The organism is Rhodanobacter sp. Soil_C_14 (assembly GCF_057657335.1).
On sequence record NZ_JBDGIQ010000001.1, the window covers coordinates 104,173 to 119,831 of the forward strand.

A 15,659-nucleotide genomic window follows, 5' to 3' on the forward strand; every position below is an offset into this window, starting at 1 on the left:
TTGTGCGGTGCTTGTCAGATCTTGGCAACGATCGGGCGATCAGACCGTCATTCGCGATAAAGGTTCATTCCGGCGCCCCGCTCGGGGACCCTCGCCAGGCCCGGCGGGAAGCTGCCACGCCCTCACGGGCCGGGCTTTTCGAGGGTTTCCTTCAGGGCGGCCTGCAGCCGCGCATGCATTCTCACCAGACCTCGCCACAGCACCACCGCCACCACCACCACCAGCACCACCAGCGACAAGGCGATCCCGCGCGGCGGCAGGATCGCCGAACTGAGCCCGCTGACCAGCAGCGCCAGCGCCAGCAGCGTGACCAGCGGAATGACCCGCGCCAGCACGTTGCGGATCGCCTGCGTGTACGAACCCGCAAACCGCTCGCGGATGCCGATTTCCGCCAGCACCATGCCCAGCGCCTCCGCCTTGCGATACACGGCGATCAGCATGGGCAGCGACAGGAACAATGCACAGGCCCATATCAGGGTGTGGCGCAGTTCCCGATCGATGCCGAGCATCGAGAACCAGCTCCAGTTGTGCGCATTGACGTAGGCGCCGACGATGAACAGCGCCACCACCAGCAATACGTTGATGCCGATGTGCCAGAGCAGGCGCCGGAAGATGGCCGCGATGGCCGCATTCTCGTTGACCGGCTTGAGGTTCTCCAGCCAGCCGTTGTAGCTGCTGGCCAGCAGGATCAGCGAGCGCGGCGTCACCCGCCGCAAGCCATTGGCCAGGCTCTCGGCGGACCGGTTCAGGTACGGCGACGCTGCCATGCACAGCACCGACACGGCCACCGCGATCGGATAGATGAAATCGCTGACCACGCCCAGCGACAGGCCGAGCGTGGCGATGACGAACGAGAATTCGCCGATCTGCGCCATGCCCAGGCCCGAGCGCAGCGCCGTGCGCGGATCATGGCCCACGATGAAGATGCCCAGGCTGCAGGCCAGGGTCTTGCCGACGATCACCACGGCCGCGATGAGCAGGGCCGGCAAGGCGTACTGCAGCAGCATCGAGGGATCGATCTTCAGGCCGATCGCCACGAAGAACAGCGCCGCGAACATGTCGCGCAACGGCTCCACCAGATGCAGCACCCGCCCCACGCTGCGCGACTCGGCCACCACCGCGCCGGCCAGGAAGGCACCCAGCGCGACACTGAAACCCATCCACACCGCGAACAGGCTGGCGCCGAAGCAGATGCCCAGCACGCTGACCAGCAAGGTCTCGTCGCGATCGAAGCTCGCCACGTAATCCACCAGGCGAGGCAGCAGCAGCAGGCCCAGGATCATCCCCACGATCACGAACAGGCCCAGGTGGCCCACCAGGGCCAGCGCCGTGTCGGCCTGCACCGAGCCACCGATCGCCACCGCCGTGAGCAGGGTCAGCATCACGATGGTCAGCATGTCCTCGGCCACCAGCAGGCCCGTCACCAGTTGCGCGAACTTCTGCTGGCGCTGCCCCGACTCGGCCAGCGTGCGCGTGGCCACCATCGTCGAGGACAACGAAATGATCGCGCCGAGAAACAGCGCGTCCGTGCCGGACCAGCCGAACAGACCGCCGATGCCATAGCCGATCCACAACATCAGCCCCACTTCCGCGACCGCCACGGCCAGCACGCCGATGCCGACCTCGCGCAACTTGCGCACGCTGAATTCCAGGCCCAGGGTGAACATCAGCAGGACCACGCCGAGATTGGAAATGTCGTCGATGGCGCGCGCATCGCCCACCAGCACGCCCGGCGTATGCGGCCCGATCAGCACGCCAGCCAGGATGTAGCCCAGCAGCACCGGTTGCCGCATCCGCTGGAACACGATCGTAGTGGCGCCCGCCACGATCATCACGATGGCAAGATCACGAATGAAGCCGATTTCGTGCATTCATCAACTCTCTGGAACCCGAGGGATCGCTCCAGCTTAAACGAAGGAAAGGCGGCACTCGCCTGCGCGCACGAGTGCGTCGTCGACACGCCGGCACTTCGTGATCGAAAGTGTGAAAAAAAGCTTGACGGAATTCCGGAGCGCACCTATTCTTCTCGGCTTCCAGCGGCGGGGCCATAGCTCAGCTGGGAGAGCGCCTGCATGGCATGCAGGAGGTCGGCGGTTCGATCCCGCCTGGCTCCACCAACTTGAATTGTCCCCATCGTCTAGAGGCCTAGGACACCACCCTTTCACGGTGGACACCGGGGTTCGAATCCCCGTGGGGACGCCAAGTTGGCTCGCACAGCTGGAAGAAGCAACACAATGCGGAGTGGTAGTTCAGTTGGTTAGAATGCTGGCCTGTCACGCCGGAGGTCGCGGGTTCGAGTCCCGTCCACTCCGCCACTATTCAAACAAGAAGCCCGCCTTGCGCGGGCTTTTTGCTGCGTGGTGATTTTGCGCACTGCTCCGTGTGTGCAGGAACCAGGAAGCGGCACACGTTATAGAGCCTCTATTTCCGACTGCCCTCGCTCGACTCCCGCTGCGGCTCCAGGGTGCCGACGGAATGGCCTTGCTCGACGAGGTATTCCAGCCAGCGCGACAGGAATCCGTTCATCCGCAAGCGGTGCTGAAACACCGAATGCGCCGGCGGAAACGGACCCAGCACCTGCCACAGGTGCCGCCCGGGATGGCAATGCAGCGCCTCGGCCACATGCGCGTCGGTATACATGCGCAACTGTGCCGACGGCGCACGCCTGCCGGTATCGATGTCGACGAAATCGTAGGTGAGTTCCAGTTCCAGCGTGTACGGATGACGCTCCTGCACGGACAGATGCACGTCGAGACCGTCGTCCACGTTCGACACGTAACGCCCCGGCGCCAGCTGCTGTGGCTGGAACAGTCGCGTCAGGCGATGGTAATTCTCGGCGTACAGCCCCATCAGGAACTCGAATCGTCCCGGTAGCAGGCTGCGGCGGTTGTCCAGTACGGCACTCATCGGGGATGTACGAACTCCAGTGGGCGGGCCAGGGTTTTCAGAACATGGTTCGCTCGATGCCGAATCGATCGAAGATCTTGCTGGCGATTTCCTCGATCGACACATGGGTGGTGTTGAGGCTGGGAATGCCGGCCTGGCGCATCAGGCGATCGGCCTGCTCCAGCTCCCAGCGGCATTGCTGCAAGGTGGCGTAGCGGCTGCCGGCTCGGCGCTGTTCGCGGATCTGCGCCAGGCGCACCGGATCGATGGTGAGGCCATACAGCCGATCCTTGTACGGACGCAGACGCGCCGGCAATTCGAGCTTCTCGAGGTCGTCGTCGGTCAGCGGATAGTTGGCGGCGCTGACCCCGTAATGCAAGGCCATGTAGAGACAGGTCGGCGTCTTGCCCGAGCGCGACACGCCGACCAGGATCAGGTCCGCCTCGGCATAGTTCACGTCGATGCCGTCGTCGTGCGACAGCGCGTAGTTGGTCGCGTTGATGCGCGCCTCGTACTTGTCGAAATCGACCATGCCATGCGACCGGTTGACCGCGCCCGAACGCTTGGTGGACAGCTCTTCCTCGAGCGGACCGATGAACGGTGCAAACACGTCCAGCATCAGCGCACCGCTGGCGGCGACGATCTCGCACAGGGCGCGTTCGGCCATGGTGTTGACCACGATCGGGCGCTGGCCGGTCTGCGCATAATTGGTCTTGATGCGCAGCGCGGCAGCCTCCGCCTTGTGCGCGTTGTCGGTGAAGGGCAAGCGGTGCTTGTCGAACTGCACGCCTTCGAACTGCGCCAGGATGCTGTTGCCGATGGTCTCCGCGGTAATCCCGGTGGAGTCCGAAATGAAGAATACGGTTCGATGCATGCGTGGCCCTGATGGCAGATGGCGGATGGCGTCTGGCCGCACCTTAGCAGGTTGTGGCGTGCATTCTGAGGCGTCGGCAACCCGGCGAATCGGCACGGCATCGGCCCGATCGCAGTCGCCGACCCGGCCGCCAAAATCTACCGCCAGCTGACTGGTATCGGGTTGGAATGGCATCTGCGCGCAATGGTCTTCTTGTGCTGCGCACCATCCGCAGCGGACAATACCAGTTCTTTGCAACCCGCTTCGGGCCTGCATGTCGCGTCCATTCCACTCTTTGCAACGCTTCCTCAGAAGGAGACACCCTTGAACGATCTGGTGCTTTGGCTCGACCAACTGCGCATGACTGACCTGGGCAAGGTTGGCGGCAAGAACGCCTCGCTGGGCGAGATGATCGGCAACCTGGCCAAACTGGGTGTCTCCGTGCCGGGTGGTTTCGCCACCACGGCCGACGCGTTCCAGCAGTACCTGGAAAAGAGCGGCCTGGCCAAACGCATCCAGGAGCGGCTCGCGTCGCTCGACGTCGACGACGTCGACACCCTGGTCGCGGCGGGCAAGGAAATTCGCGGCTGGATCGTCGACACCGCCCTGCCCGCCGAACTCGAGCAGGCGATCCGCGCGGCCTACATCAAGCTGTGCAAGGATGCCGGCGCCGACGACATCGCCGTTGCCGTGCGTTCGTCCGCCACCGCCGAGGACCTGCCCGACGCCTCGTTCGCCGGCCAGCAGGAAACCTTCCTCAACGTGGTCGGCATCGACGACGTGCTGCACAAGGTGAAGGAAGTCTTCGCCTCGCTGTACAACGACCGCGCGATCGCCTACCGCGTGCACCAGGGCTTCAAGCACGAGGACGTGTTCCTCTCTGCCGGTGTGCAGCTGATGGTGCGCTCGGACGTGGGTGCCTCCGGCGTGCTGTTCACGCTGGATACCGAGTCCGGTTTCCGCGACGTGGTGTTCGTCACCGGCTCGTACGGCCTCGGCGAGATGGTCGTGCAGGGCGCGGTCAATCCCGACGAGTTCTACGTGTTCAAGCCCACGCTGCGCGACGGCAAGCCGGCGGTGCTGCGTCGCAATCTCGGCGCCAAGCAATTGCGCATGGTCTATTCCAGCGCCCCGGGCGAACGGGTCAAGACCGAAGACACGCCGACCGACCTGCGCAACAAGTTCTGCATCAGCGACGAGGACGTGCAGGAGCTGGCCCGCCAGTCGCTGATCATCGAGAAGCATTACGACCGGCCGATGGACATCGAGTGGGCGAAGGACGGCCATACCGGCAAGATCTACATCGTGCAGGCCCGCCCGGAGACGGTGAAGTCCCGTTCGCACGCCACCCAGCTTGAGCGCTTCCATCTCAGCGAGAAGGGCAAGGTGCTGGCCGAAGGCCGCTCGATCGGCCAGAAGATCGGCGCGGGCAAGGCGCGGGTGATCCGTTCGCTGTCCGACATGAACAAGGTGCAGGCCGGTGACGTGCTGATCGCCGACATGACCGATCCCGACTGGGAGCCGGTGATGAAGCGCGCCTCGGCCATCGTGACCAACCGCGGCGGCCGCACCTGCCACGCGGCGATCATCGCCCGCGAGCTGGGCGTGCCCGCCGTGGTCGGCACCGGCAATGCGCTGGAGTTGATCCCCGATGGCGCCGACGTCACCGTGTCCTGCGCCGAGGGCGACACCGGCACGATCTACGAGGGCATCCTGAAGTTCGAGCGGATCACCGCCGACCTGGGCGACATGCCCGAGGCGCCGCTGAAGATCATGATGAACGTGGCCAACCCCGAGCGCGCGTTCGACTTCGGCCAGTTGCCGAACGCCGGCATCGGCCTGGCTCGCCTGGAAATGATCATCGCCAGCCACATCGGCGTGCATCCGAAGGCGCTGCTGGAATACGCCAAGCAGGACGCCGAGACGAAGGCGAAGATCGACGAGCGCATCGCCGGCTATGCCGGTCCGGTCGAGTTCTACGTCGACCGCCTGGCCGAAGGCATCGCCACCATCGCCGCCTCGGTGTATCCGAAGCCGGTGATCGTGCGCCTGTCGGACTTCAAGTCGAACGAATACGCCGGCCTGCTCGGCGGCTCGCGCTACGAGCCGCACGAAGAGAACCCGATGATCGGCTTCCGTGGCGCCAGCCGCTACGTCGACCCGAGCTTCTCCGAGGCTTTCGCGCTGGAGTGCAAGGCGGTCAAACGCGTGCGCGAAGTGATGGGCCTTTCCAACGTGTGGGTGATGATCCCGTTCGTGCGCACGCTCGGCGAAGGCCGCAAGGTCATTGACGTGCTGGCGAAGAACGGCCTCAAGCAGGGCGAGCACGATCTGAAAGTGATCATGATGTGCGAAGTGCCGTCCAACGCCCTGCTCGCCGACGAGTTCCTCGACATCTTCGACGGCTTCTCGATCGGCTCCAACGACCTCACCCAGCTCACCCTGGGTCTGGACCGCGATTCGTCCATCGTCGCCAGCCTGTTCGACGAGCGCGACCCCGCGGTGAAGAAGCTGCTGGCGATGGCGATCAGGACCGCGCGGGCCAAGGGCAAGTACATCGGCATCTGCGGTCAGGGCCCGTCCGACCACCCGGACCTGGCCGAATGGCTGATGGAACAGGGCATCGAATCGTTGTCGCTGAATCCGGACACGGTTGTCGACACCTGGCTGCGCCTGGCCAAGAAGAAGGCAGACTGAGGACGATGTCGGCCATCCGCTGACGTGATTTGCCATGCAGTGCAGCAAAAGGGCCGGATTCATCCGGCCCTTTTGCTGTCTGGCGCTCCCGATTTGCTACGCCAGATCAAGCCAGTGCATGGCCCGCAAGCATCGCCGTCTCCAACGCCCTCTTCCCGCAGCCGTCTCTTTGGCATCGTGCACTGCAGCTTGCCCGCCCTGCGGCCCACCGGTAGCTTCCATACACGTGTTTCAATCCTTGATTTGAAGCAGGTGTCAGCTACCTGGCTGGGCCATCACGGGGCAAGCTTCTTGAGTCCGACGCAGCGAACCAATCCCAGTGACACCCGCAAGCGGCTGCTTGAGGCCACCGAGTGGCTGTTCATCGAGGGCGGCTACGAAGCGATGTCGCTGCGCCACATCACCGCCAGGGCTGGCGCGAACCTGGCCGCGGTGAACTACCACTTCGGCAGCAAGGAGGCGCTGGTCCAGGAGCTGTTGTCGCAACGACTGGATCGACTCAACCGCGAGCGGCTGCAGTTGCTGAGTGCGTGCGAACGCCAGCGACCGGAGGGGCTGGACGCCCGCGCCGTGCTGGCCATGCTGTTCGTGCCGGCTTTCCGGCTCAGCCACGGCAGCGCCTCGGGGCCGGCCTTCATGCGCCTGCTGGGTCGGGTCTACAGCGACCCCTCGCCGTTCATCCAGGATTTTCTGCAACAGCATTACCGATCGATTTCCGGACGTTTCTTCGAGGCGTTCGCGCGCGCCCTGCCCTCGCTGCCCCGGGGCGAGCTCGGACTGCGCCTGCATTTCGCCCTCAAGGCGCTGTCCGGCATGCTGGCCGGGGAAGACATGCAGCAACTGATCGCCAGCATCAGCAAGGGCGAGGCCATCAACGACACCGAATTGCTGGCGCGCCTGATCTCGCTGGTGTCCCCCATCCTCACCGCCCCGTCTGGAAACACGGAGCAAGTCAAATTGATCGAGCAGGTGTTGCAACAGGACCAAGTGACAGCCGAAGCCACCCGCACGACACCACCGGCCGCCGATACGGATTCACGGCGCCAGGGCATTCCGCCATCCACTCTCTGGATTCAGGACGGGAGGCCTGCGTCCTGACCAAGCGATACCGCACCACCTTCCGATACGTGCTGCCCCATCGTCACAACACAAAATCAGAAATCATCGCCGCGGATGCACCCCATCCCGGATCTTTTTGTCACAGGAGAACCCACGTGGACCGTCAAACCTTGCAAAACCTCTCCCGTCTCGGCACCAAGGCCAGCCTCGCCCTGGCCGTTGCCGGTGCACTCGCCATGCCGCTGGGCGCGCAGGCCGGTTCCTTCCAGCTGCCCACCGACAACGCCGCTGGCTGGGCGCGCGCCAATGCGGGCGGCTCGCTGTTCGCGAACGATCCGACGGCGGTCTACAACAATCCGGCCGCCATGGCGTTCTTTAATGGTCCGGTGATTCAGGTGACCGGCACCGGCATTCGTCCCAGCGCCAAATTTGAAGGCGAGTTCAAGGACATGCAAGGCAATCCGACCACCGGAAACAATCCGAATGGGTTCGGCAAGTTCATTCCATTTCCGAACATGGCTTTTGCCGCGCCGGTCAGCGATAACGTTACCCTGGGTGGCAGCATCACCGTCCCGTACGGTCTCGTCAGCGAATATAACCCGACATGGCAGGGCCGTTATTTCGGTACCAAGACCAGTCTCCAGTCGATTGCCGTGAGCTTCTCGGCTGGCTTCAAGATCAACGACGAGTTCTCGATCGGCGTGGGCGTGCTCGGCCAACGTACCAAGGCGCAGCTCAATTCCATGATTGACGCAGCAGGTGCGGCGTCCAAACTCTCCGGCTTTCCATTTGTGCCGCAAAGCGCGGACGTGCAGCTCAATGTCAACGTGAAGAAGAAATTTGCCTTCGGTTATTTTGCTGGCATGGAGTGGAAGCCAACCGCTCAGGACAGTATCGGCTTCAGCTACCACTCGAAGGTTAAGCAGACGCTGACTGGTACCTATAACCTTTACGGCAGCGCGACCGGCATCAGCCTGCTTGGTCTTGCGCCGTTGTTTGGCGGCCCGACGCTGGATCCCGCAGGCGGCTCCGCCAGTGCCAAGCTTGACACCCCTGCCTTCGCCAGCCTCGACTGGCTGCATGTGGTCAATGACCGCTTCAGCATCGCGGCAACAGCGAAGTGGACGAACTGGTCCAGTTTCGAGAATCTGGAACTCAAATCCGGCGGCGAATCGATCGTCAACCTGCCGCAGGCATACAAGGACAGCTGGCTGTATGCGATCGGCGGTGACTACAAGGTCAACGACCAGTGGACGCTGCGCGCCGGCGTCGGTTACGACCAGACCCCGAGCAACATCATCAGCCGCGACCCGCGCATTCCAGACGGCGCCCGGCGTCTGCTCGGCCTTGGTGTGGGCTACCAAGCCAGCAAGAACTTCGCTTTCGACCTGGGGTATCAGCACCAGTTCGTCGGCAAGACGCGAGTCCACCTGACCAATCCCGATTTGCTGGGTGCCGGTACGATGGACGGCAGGTTTGATGACCACGGCGATGTGGTCAGTTTGACGGGCACGTACCAGTTCTGAAGCCCACTTATTGAGCATTTGAGAACTAGGGCCGCGCGAGCGGCCCTAGTTTTTTGGATTCGCCGTTACAGGAACATATCGAGGGAGAACGTCCGATTGCTATTGGCGAATACCAGCAAACAGCAGCATGACACATATTCAAGCCGTCCATACCGGTGGGATAAACGCCACAAAGGATAACACCCGTGTAAGCGCGCGTTTGGTCACCACCGCTCATAATCATGTTACGCGACAGCTACTTAGGAGGCGACTTCAAATAAATTCCAATCGTGACGAATATTGCAATCACTCCGATCAAAACGCCTCCTACGCAACCAACAGAACCTATCAGAAATAGAATTCTGGAGTTGATGTGTAGAGCGAGCAAGACCAATAAGAAAGAACTGAAAGCCAGGATCAGCATCGAGGCAGCTAATTTTGCAGTTGGAGCCATGATGGTTCATTACTAATGGGTGAGTGAATTCCACATTTGTGAAATTGTTGGTGTTGTGTACGTATAAGCATGACTCGCTCCGACGCCACCCCAAATACCGCCCCCCAAACCAAGCTTCCCCAATCCGGTCGATATACCAGCATCATGTCCGTTAAACGTGCCACTTCCTCCTATCGATGGCCCATACCCCATATCTCCTTCAATAATACCAGTCGTACCCTCTGACCAGCCCGGAGTGCTATCACATTTTGTATGGCTTACGCCGCCCTGAACCCCCGCGCCTAGATAAGCGCCTAGTCCAACTTCCCCATGTCCTTCCGTTTGGAAGAAGAAAGCTCCGTTTGAGGTAATTCCTACGTTGACACTTCCACCGGTACCACCGAAGAGAAACGCGCCGGTTACGCCAACACCAATAGAAGCTTGCCATTCGAGACCAAGTGGATCGATGTACGTGAGCGGGTTCCCCCCGACATAGGCATACGTATTAACTCCACCTCCTAGTCCAATCGGGTCAGACTCCAAATAACGCCCATCAGTCGAGTCATAGTCTCTGAACCCATTGTTCCAGTTACCGGTTTCAGCATCGTAAATCTGTCCAGGGAAACCGATGTCCACGCCGGAGACACCTCCCAGCAGAATCGACCGGTCAAACCCGTAGTTCAGCGCCTGCCATACCTTTTGCGCCGCGCCATCCGTGATGATCTCCGGACGTCCCGACTGATCATCGTGCAGGTAATACAGCGTATCAACGTTGCTCGTCCACACCGGATTATGGATCAGTGCGATCGGCTGACCGTTAAGATAAATGTAGTAGTTGTAGCCATTAACCGAAGACAGCTCCCCCGATAGCCGACCATCTTGGTCATAGGAATAGAGCGCGGTTTCTTGTGGGTTGCTCTTCTGTATCCGCTGGCCAATCGCGTTCACCACATAGGTCGTTGTACCAGCCGGATACACAGGGCAATTGCGTGTGGTCTCGCAATAGCTCACCGCGGCACTTCGGGACGCAGTATTCAATCGGTTGAAAGCGTCGTAGCCGTAAGTGAGTACCGAGCTTCCGTAGACGTCCGAGGCACGATTACCATCGGCATCGTACGTGTACGCGTGTCCGCCACGCTGGTTGATGCGGTTGCTGGCTGGGCTGACGGCGACTGATTCGTTCGTCAGCCCATTTTGCTGCGTGCGGTTGCCATTCGCGTCGTAGGTCAGAGCCAAGGCCGCCGGACCGGACTGCGAAGTCATTCGGTCAAGTTTGTCATAACCGAAATTCTGCGACACGGAAGTGTAGGCGTTGTTCGTGATGCTGGTGATCCGGTTCACATCGTCCCAAGCGTACGTCTGTTTTTGTTGAACTGCCGCTCCAGCCAACGACGAAAGCCCCGTGATGCGTCCGTCGCTATCATAGGTCTGAGTGCGTTGCATCCCGTTGCCATACGTCCAGCTAGTCGGGTGTCGCGAGGCGTCGTAGGTGATATTGCTAGCAACGTCGACACTACGCCCGCCGTACTGGAAATTGACTTTGCTTACCTGGTCGTCGGTCCAGGTGTACGTAGTGACGTAAGGGCCATTAATCTGCTGGATCAGCCGCCCCATGCCGTCGTAGGCATAACTGTCGATGCTTGTGCCCAACCAACTAGTGGCACTCCTGCCGCTCATCCAACCCTCGACTCCGTAGGTAAAAGTGTAGCTCGTAGAACCATCGGAAAAGCCGCACAAGCGACCCTCGCCGTTGGCGCACGAATCATAGGTGAATGCATGAGTCTGGCCACCGGCACTTTCAGAGATGACGCGATTTAGAACGTCATAGGCGTACGTGACGATTGCTCCACTGTTTCTTGTGATCGAAGACAGCCGGCCGTAGACGTCATATGCGTAGTGAGTGGCGCCAGTATCTGGACTAGCTACGGTCCAACGTTGGCCGAAACCGTCATATGCATATGACGTGACGAGGTTACGGGGATCAGTGACCCGAATAACGTGACCACCAAGATCATATTGGTACTTGGTGACCCCTCCATTTGCATCGGCAACCGCCACTGGACGGTTCAGACTGTCGTACTGAGTCGACGTACTTCTATTCAACGCATCCACTCTAAGGGAAATATTGCCATCCAAGTCATAGGTGGTCTTGACTTTCTGGCCATGGTTTCCACGTACGGCAATCTCGCGACCAAGCTGGTCGTAATCGCGGTACTCGCTGATCGCAGGTGTGTTGCTGCCTATTAATGTACGCGTTGCGCTCGTGACATCGCCCAGAGCGTCATATGTGTATACCGTTTTAATACTGGCGCCACTGGGGCCAGTCCATGTCGACGAGACTAATTTAAAGTCGACATCGTAGACGTTCCTCGTTTGCTCATTATCGTAATTAACAATCAACGAAGGCCGTCCGGAAATTGCGTCGTAGCTGACGTGGCCGGTATTTGTCACACCCGAATGCGCATGAGATTTGGTGACTAATCGACCGAGTGTGTCATACACGTAATAAGTGATGTCACCATTTGCATTGGTGATGGTTCCAGGGCGTCCAAGCGCGGTAAAAGCACCGTAAGTTGTCGACTGCCCCAAGCCATTTGTCGTCGTGGTAAGGAAGCCTTGAGCGTTATAATTACTGGTCACCGTGTTGCCGTTGCTGAGTGAAGGGTTGGTGACTACCATAGATGTCACCATGTGGTTGGGACTCAGCACATAGGAATACGTGGTGACTTGAGGAGGCGTATTTCCAATTCCAGTCAAATCTGTAACTTTAACCGAAGCCATCCGGTTCTGCGCGTTATAAGCGTATGACTTCTCAACATAGCCCTCGACCTTGATTGACAGAAGGCGATTGGTACCAGGCGTCGGATCCCATACATAATCTGTAGTACGCGCAGACGCCGTCCCGAAGGCCTCAACGGTCTTTAGCAAAAGACCATTGGCATCATAAGAGTAGACCGTAATATTGCCGTTGTTGTCTGTTGACGACGCCATATTTCCTTGGGCGTCGTAGGTATTGCTCGCATACGAAGCGTCGCAGTTTGCAGACGCGTTACCCTTGATGGATAGGAGCAAGCCACTGTTGTCGTACTGATAGACAAGGCTATGGTTCAGCGCATTGGTCAACGTAGCAACTCGACCAGTGCTATTTGAACTATATACTATGGAAATCTTTTGGCTTCCATCCGCCATACTTGTCATGTTGGCGTTGCCACTACTGTCGTACGTCGTCACATCATGCGGTACGCCATTGTAATCAACTTCATTAAGCAGCGAGTCGGTGATTATTGGGGAGTATGTTGCCGGCAGGTATTTGTAGCTGATTGTGGTGCCGGGAAGGCCTGGCATCGTAACCGAATCAATCGTTCCAATATGACTCGTTTGAGTTAGAATGGCCGACCCGATGGAGTACGTCGAGCTAAATTTGTACACGTTACCGGAAGGATCCGTAACGTTAACCTGCCGAGACGATCCAAGCGTATTTGTCCCACTAATCAGCGAGATTTTTATCGACTGCCCATTTGTATGAGTAACAATAGTAGTGTTCGAATCAGGATGGGTAATTATCCATCCCACATTCGACGGATCCATTATTGACAGCAGCAAACCATTTGAACTGTAGGTAAAAACCTTGGCATCCTCGTCATGAAGAGTATAGGTGCCATTGGTATTATAATTAAGCGTAGCCGTCCCCACGGGCGTGAAAGGGCCAACCATCTGAAATGGGGCTCCACTAGGATTTGAATAGATGGGATGTACGAGGCTAAAATCGAGATAGGATCCATCCGGGCGGTATAGCCTAACCGGAGCACATAGGTTGGCGGGCCCGGAAGAACCAGCGTTTGAAACGCATTTCACATTGAATAACGTAAAATCAATGTTGGTGGTCCACGCACCTATACTGCTATTAACGTTGCCATTGATACTTTCAAATTTCGAGTTGTAATACCGCTCGAATCTGAGTCCCATCTCGCCCGGCTCGGCAAAGTCGACAACCGATATCGCCTTGTTACCTGCGTTGACCATAATGGGGTCGCCCGCCGCGTTCGGGCAGGGATTTCTATTTTGCTTCTTTTTGGCGGTTGGCTTGTCGCTCATTGGCGTGTGCAATCCGCCACCCCCTTGAGGGCCTATCACCGGAGGAGAAATAAGACCTGTCGACTCTTCGCTGCCGAAGATATTGTTGAAATTCCAGTTGGGTTCGTCAGGTGCGGTAACTGTAACTTCGTCAGGTGCAGTAGCTGTAACAGTCACCGGTGGATAGTCGGTCGTTTGGGTACCACTGCCACCACCGCCACTACCACTGCAGTCGCTGGAACTGTCGCTGTCGGCGGTGCAGTTATTACTGGATCCGTTGGCTGCGGCTACCGCTCTGGCGGGCAATGCAATGAAATTGCTGGCGCCGACCGAGACGACAATAGCTGCGCATAAAGCAGCGGTTTTCGCTCTAAACAGCCTCCTTGGCTTTTCTTTTTGCGTATCTGTAAATGAAAACTTTTTTGTCGCCAGTTCGCAGGTCATCATTCCAAGTCCTTTCGAAATTAACTGCAGAGAACGGTATAGAAGCGCCATCTGAGCTTGGGGTTTGCGATCGTCATTTTTATAGCGAAAGCTTGGTGCTGCAAGTGCGGAACGATGCATTTTAGGCGCCGCCAAAGGTTCCGCCTCGCTCGACGCATTTAATAGCTTCATGCTAGTCCCCGACCGCTACACGGCGCAGCTTATTGTTGAGCATCGACCAATCGGAGGGAGGGTGTCAAGCGTGCAATAAATCGCAATAAATTACGCAGACCGTGATTGCGCACCACTGTTGAAAGCTCCCCGGATACTGGGGCTTCTCGGCATTAGTGACGTGTAACGCGTACAGGTTCCGATCAAATTTTTACTCGCTGAAATAGTGAGGGCCGCGAAAGCGGCCCCTTTTTTATGCAGCAACCGGCCCGCGCTTCAGCGCGAACGCACGATCAGGATCGTGACGTTGTCGTCGCCGCCACTGTCCAGGGCGCACAGCAGCAACTGGTCGACGCACTCCTGCGCCGAGAGGTCGGCGCGGGCCATCTTCTGCGCGATGGTGGTGTCGCTGACGCCCTCGGTCAGGCCGTCGCTGCACAGCAGGAAGCTCATGCCGGGTTCAAGCTTGCCTCGCGCCATTCCGATGTGCAGCTGTTCCATGGCGGTGACACCCAGCGCCTGGGTGAGCACGTTGCGCTGCGGATGTTCCGCCGCCTGCGCCGGGTCCAGCTGTCCCGCCTCGACCAGCGCCTGAACCAGGGAATGATCATGGCTGACCTGCCGCAAGCCCTGCTTCCACTGGTAGATCCGGCTGTCGCCGACCCAGGCCACTTCGTGGCTGTCGCCATCCACCCGAAGTGCGGCAATGGTGGTGCCCATGGGCAGGATGTCGAAGCTGTCACGGGCGCACCCGAGCAGGCTCCCGGCCGCGCCACGCACAGCCTCCAGCAGGCTGCTCCCCTCCCTGACCTGCTGCACGACCTGATCGCGCACCAGCGCCGAAGCCACTTCACCATGCTGGTGACCACCCATGCCGTCGGCCACCAGGAACAGGCCCAGTGAAGCATCGGCGTAATAAGTGTCTTCATTGCGCGTACGACGCAGGCCGACGTGCGTTCCGTGTCCGAATTCGATCATGGGTATTCAATGGAGGCGAGCCGTAGCAGCATGCCGGAAGACAAGGTTGTTGTCACGGCAAGTTCGCTCGCGTATGATTCCCGGCTCGCATGAGCCACCATGCAACGCACCGGAGAGGTGGCAGAGTGGTCGAATGTACCTGACTCGAAATCAGGCGTACGTGTAAGCGTACCGTGGGTTCGAATCCCACCCTCTCCGCCAATGAAATCAAAGGGCTATGCCGAAAAGCGTGGCCCTTTTTTCTTGCCTGTCGACCAGCCCATTTTTCGCTGTGTACGACTGGTGTACGAATTTCGCGCGGCCTCGCGTACAGCGCGCCCTTCCGCACCTTGGCACACCCCTTGTGCCCGCAAGGCCCGCGCAGAGCGCTGTGGAGGCCCTGCGCGAGGCGGTGCAAGCGTAGTGTGCTGCGGTGCTACTGGCACCAGCAGCGCCTGCGATCTAACCTGAGAGCGCAACAGCACTTCAGGGACAGGGACAGGGACAACATGAAGATTCTTGTGGGCATCGCGCTTGTCGGCGCGCTCGCCGGGTACAGCACGTGCCAGGCAAACAGAAATCGCCAACACGGCGTGTCTAG

8 protein-coding genes and 4 tRNA genes are annotated in these 15,659 nt (G+C 59.4%); 7 read left to right on the forward strand and 5 right to left on the reverse strand.

Going from position 1 to position 15,659, the window contains the following annotated elements; translation table 11 throughout:
- Positions 1 to 122: 122 nt before the first annotated feature.
- On the reverse strand, positions 123 to 1,871 hold the full coding sequence (locus tag AC3A56_RS00450) for a cation:proton antiporter (protein WP_056765990.1): 1,749 nt from the start codon (positions 1,869 to 1,871) through the stop codon (positions 123 to 125).
- A 170-nt stretch (positions 1,872 to 2,041) separates the two neighbouring features.
- Between AC3A56_RS00450 and AC3A56_RS00455 the strand changes: the two genes are divergently transcribed.
- The 3 genes from AC3A56_RS00455 to AC3A56_RS00465 all read left to right on the forward strand — a co-directional run bounded on the left by AC3A56_RS00455 (position 2,042) and on the right by AC3A56_RS00465 (position 2,315).
- A tRNA-Ala gene (locus AC3A56_RS00455) sits at positions 2,042 to 2,117 on the forward strand.
- A 9-nt stretch (positions 2,118 to 2,126) separates the two neighbouring features.
- Positions 2,127 to 2,202: transfer RNA gene (locus tag AC3A56_RS00460), tRNA-Glu, on the forward strand.
- A gap of 36 nt (positions 2,203 to 2,238) precedes the next feature.
- Positions 2,239 to 2,315: transfer RNA gene (locus AC3A56_RS00465), tRNA-Asp, on the forward strand.
- Positions 2,316 to 2,421: 106 nt separating this feature from the next.
- Here the strand turns inward: AC3A56_RS00465 and AC3A56_RS00470 are convergent.
- Positions 2,422 to 2,907 (reverse strand): DUF1249 domain-containing protein, encoded by a 486-nt coding sequence (locus tag AC3A56_RS00470; protein ID WP_487768978.1) that lies wholly within the window; start codon positions 2,905 to 2,907, stop codon positions 2,422 to 2,424.
- A 37-nt stretch (positions 2,908 to 2,944) separates the two neighbouring features.
- A complete protein-coding gene (ppsR, locus tag AC3A56_RS00475; RefSeq protein ID WP_007805301.1) occupies positions 2,945 to 3,760 on the reverse strand; it encodes a posphoenolpyruvate synthetase regulatory kinase/phosphorylase PpsR in 816 nt (271 codons plus the stop codon).
- A 303-nt stretch (positions 3,761 to 4,063) separates the two neighbouring features.
- Between ppsR and ppsA the strand changes: the two genes are divergently transcribed.
- The 3 genes from ppsA (at position 4,064) to AC3A56_RS00490 (ending at position 9,021) form a co-directional block, all read left to right on the forward strand.
- The gene (ppsA, locus tag AC3A56_RS00480; protein ID WP_487768979.1) at positions 4,064 to 6,436 is read left to right on the forward strand and encodes a phosphoenolpyruvate synthase; all 2,373 of its coding nucleotides are present in this window, start codon (positions 4,064 to 4,066) and stop codon (positions 6,434 to 6,436) included.
- Between the two features lie 39 nt (positions 6,437 to 6,475).
- On the forward strand, positions 6,476 to 7,534 hold the full coding sequence (locus AC3A56_RS00485) for a TetR/AcrR family transcriptional regulator (protein ID WP_487768980.1): 1,059 nt from the start codon (positions 6,476 to 6,478) through the stop codon (positions 7,532 to 7,534).
- A gap of 116 nt (positions 7,535 to 7,650) precedes the next feature.
- Positions 7,651 to 9,021 carry an outer membrane protein transport protein gene (locus AC3A56_RS00490; RefSeq protein ID WP_487768981.1) on the forward strand — a complete coding sequence of 457 codons (1,371 nt, stop codon included), beginning with the start codon at positions 7,651 to 7,653 and terminating at the stop codon, positions 9,019 to 9,021.
- Between the two features lie 445 nt (positions 9,022 to 9,466).
- On the opposite strand, the gene AC3A56_RS00495 is transcribed toward AC3A56_RS00490, so the two are convergent.
- Together AC3A56_RS00495 and AC3A56_RS00500 are read right to left on the reverse strand one after the other, a co-directional pair.
- A complete protein-coding gene (locus AC3A56_RS00495; RefSeq protein ID WP_487768982.1) occupies positions 9,467 to 14,122 on the reverse strand; it encodes an RHS repeat-associated core domain-containing protein in 4,656 nt (1,551 codons plus the stop codon).
- A 255-nt stretch (positions 14,123 to 14,377) separates the two neighbouring features.
- A complete protein-coding gene (locus AC3A56_RS00500; RefSeq protein ID WP_487768983.1) occupies positions 14,378 to 15,079 on the reverse strand; it encodes a PP2C family protein-serine/threonine phosphatase in 702 nt (233 codons plus the stop codon).
- Between the two features lie 111 nt (positions 15,080 to 15,190).
- On the opposite strand from AC3A56_RS00500, the gene AC3A56_RS00505 reads away from it, so the two are divergent.
- Positions 15,191 to 15,280: transfer RNA gene (locus AC3A56_RS00505), tRNA-Ser, on the forward strand.
- The last annotated feature ends 379 nt before the right edge of the window (positions 15,281 to 15,659 follow it).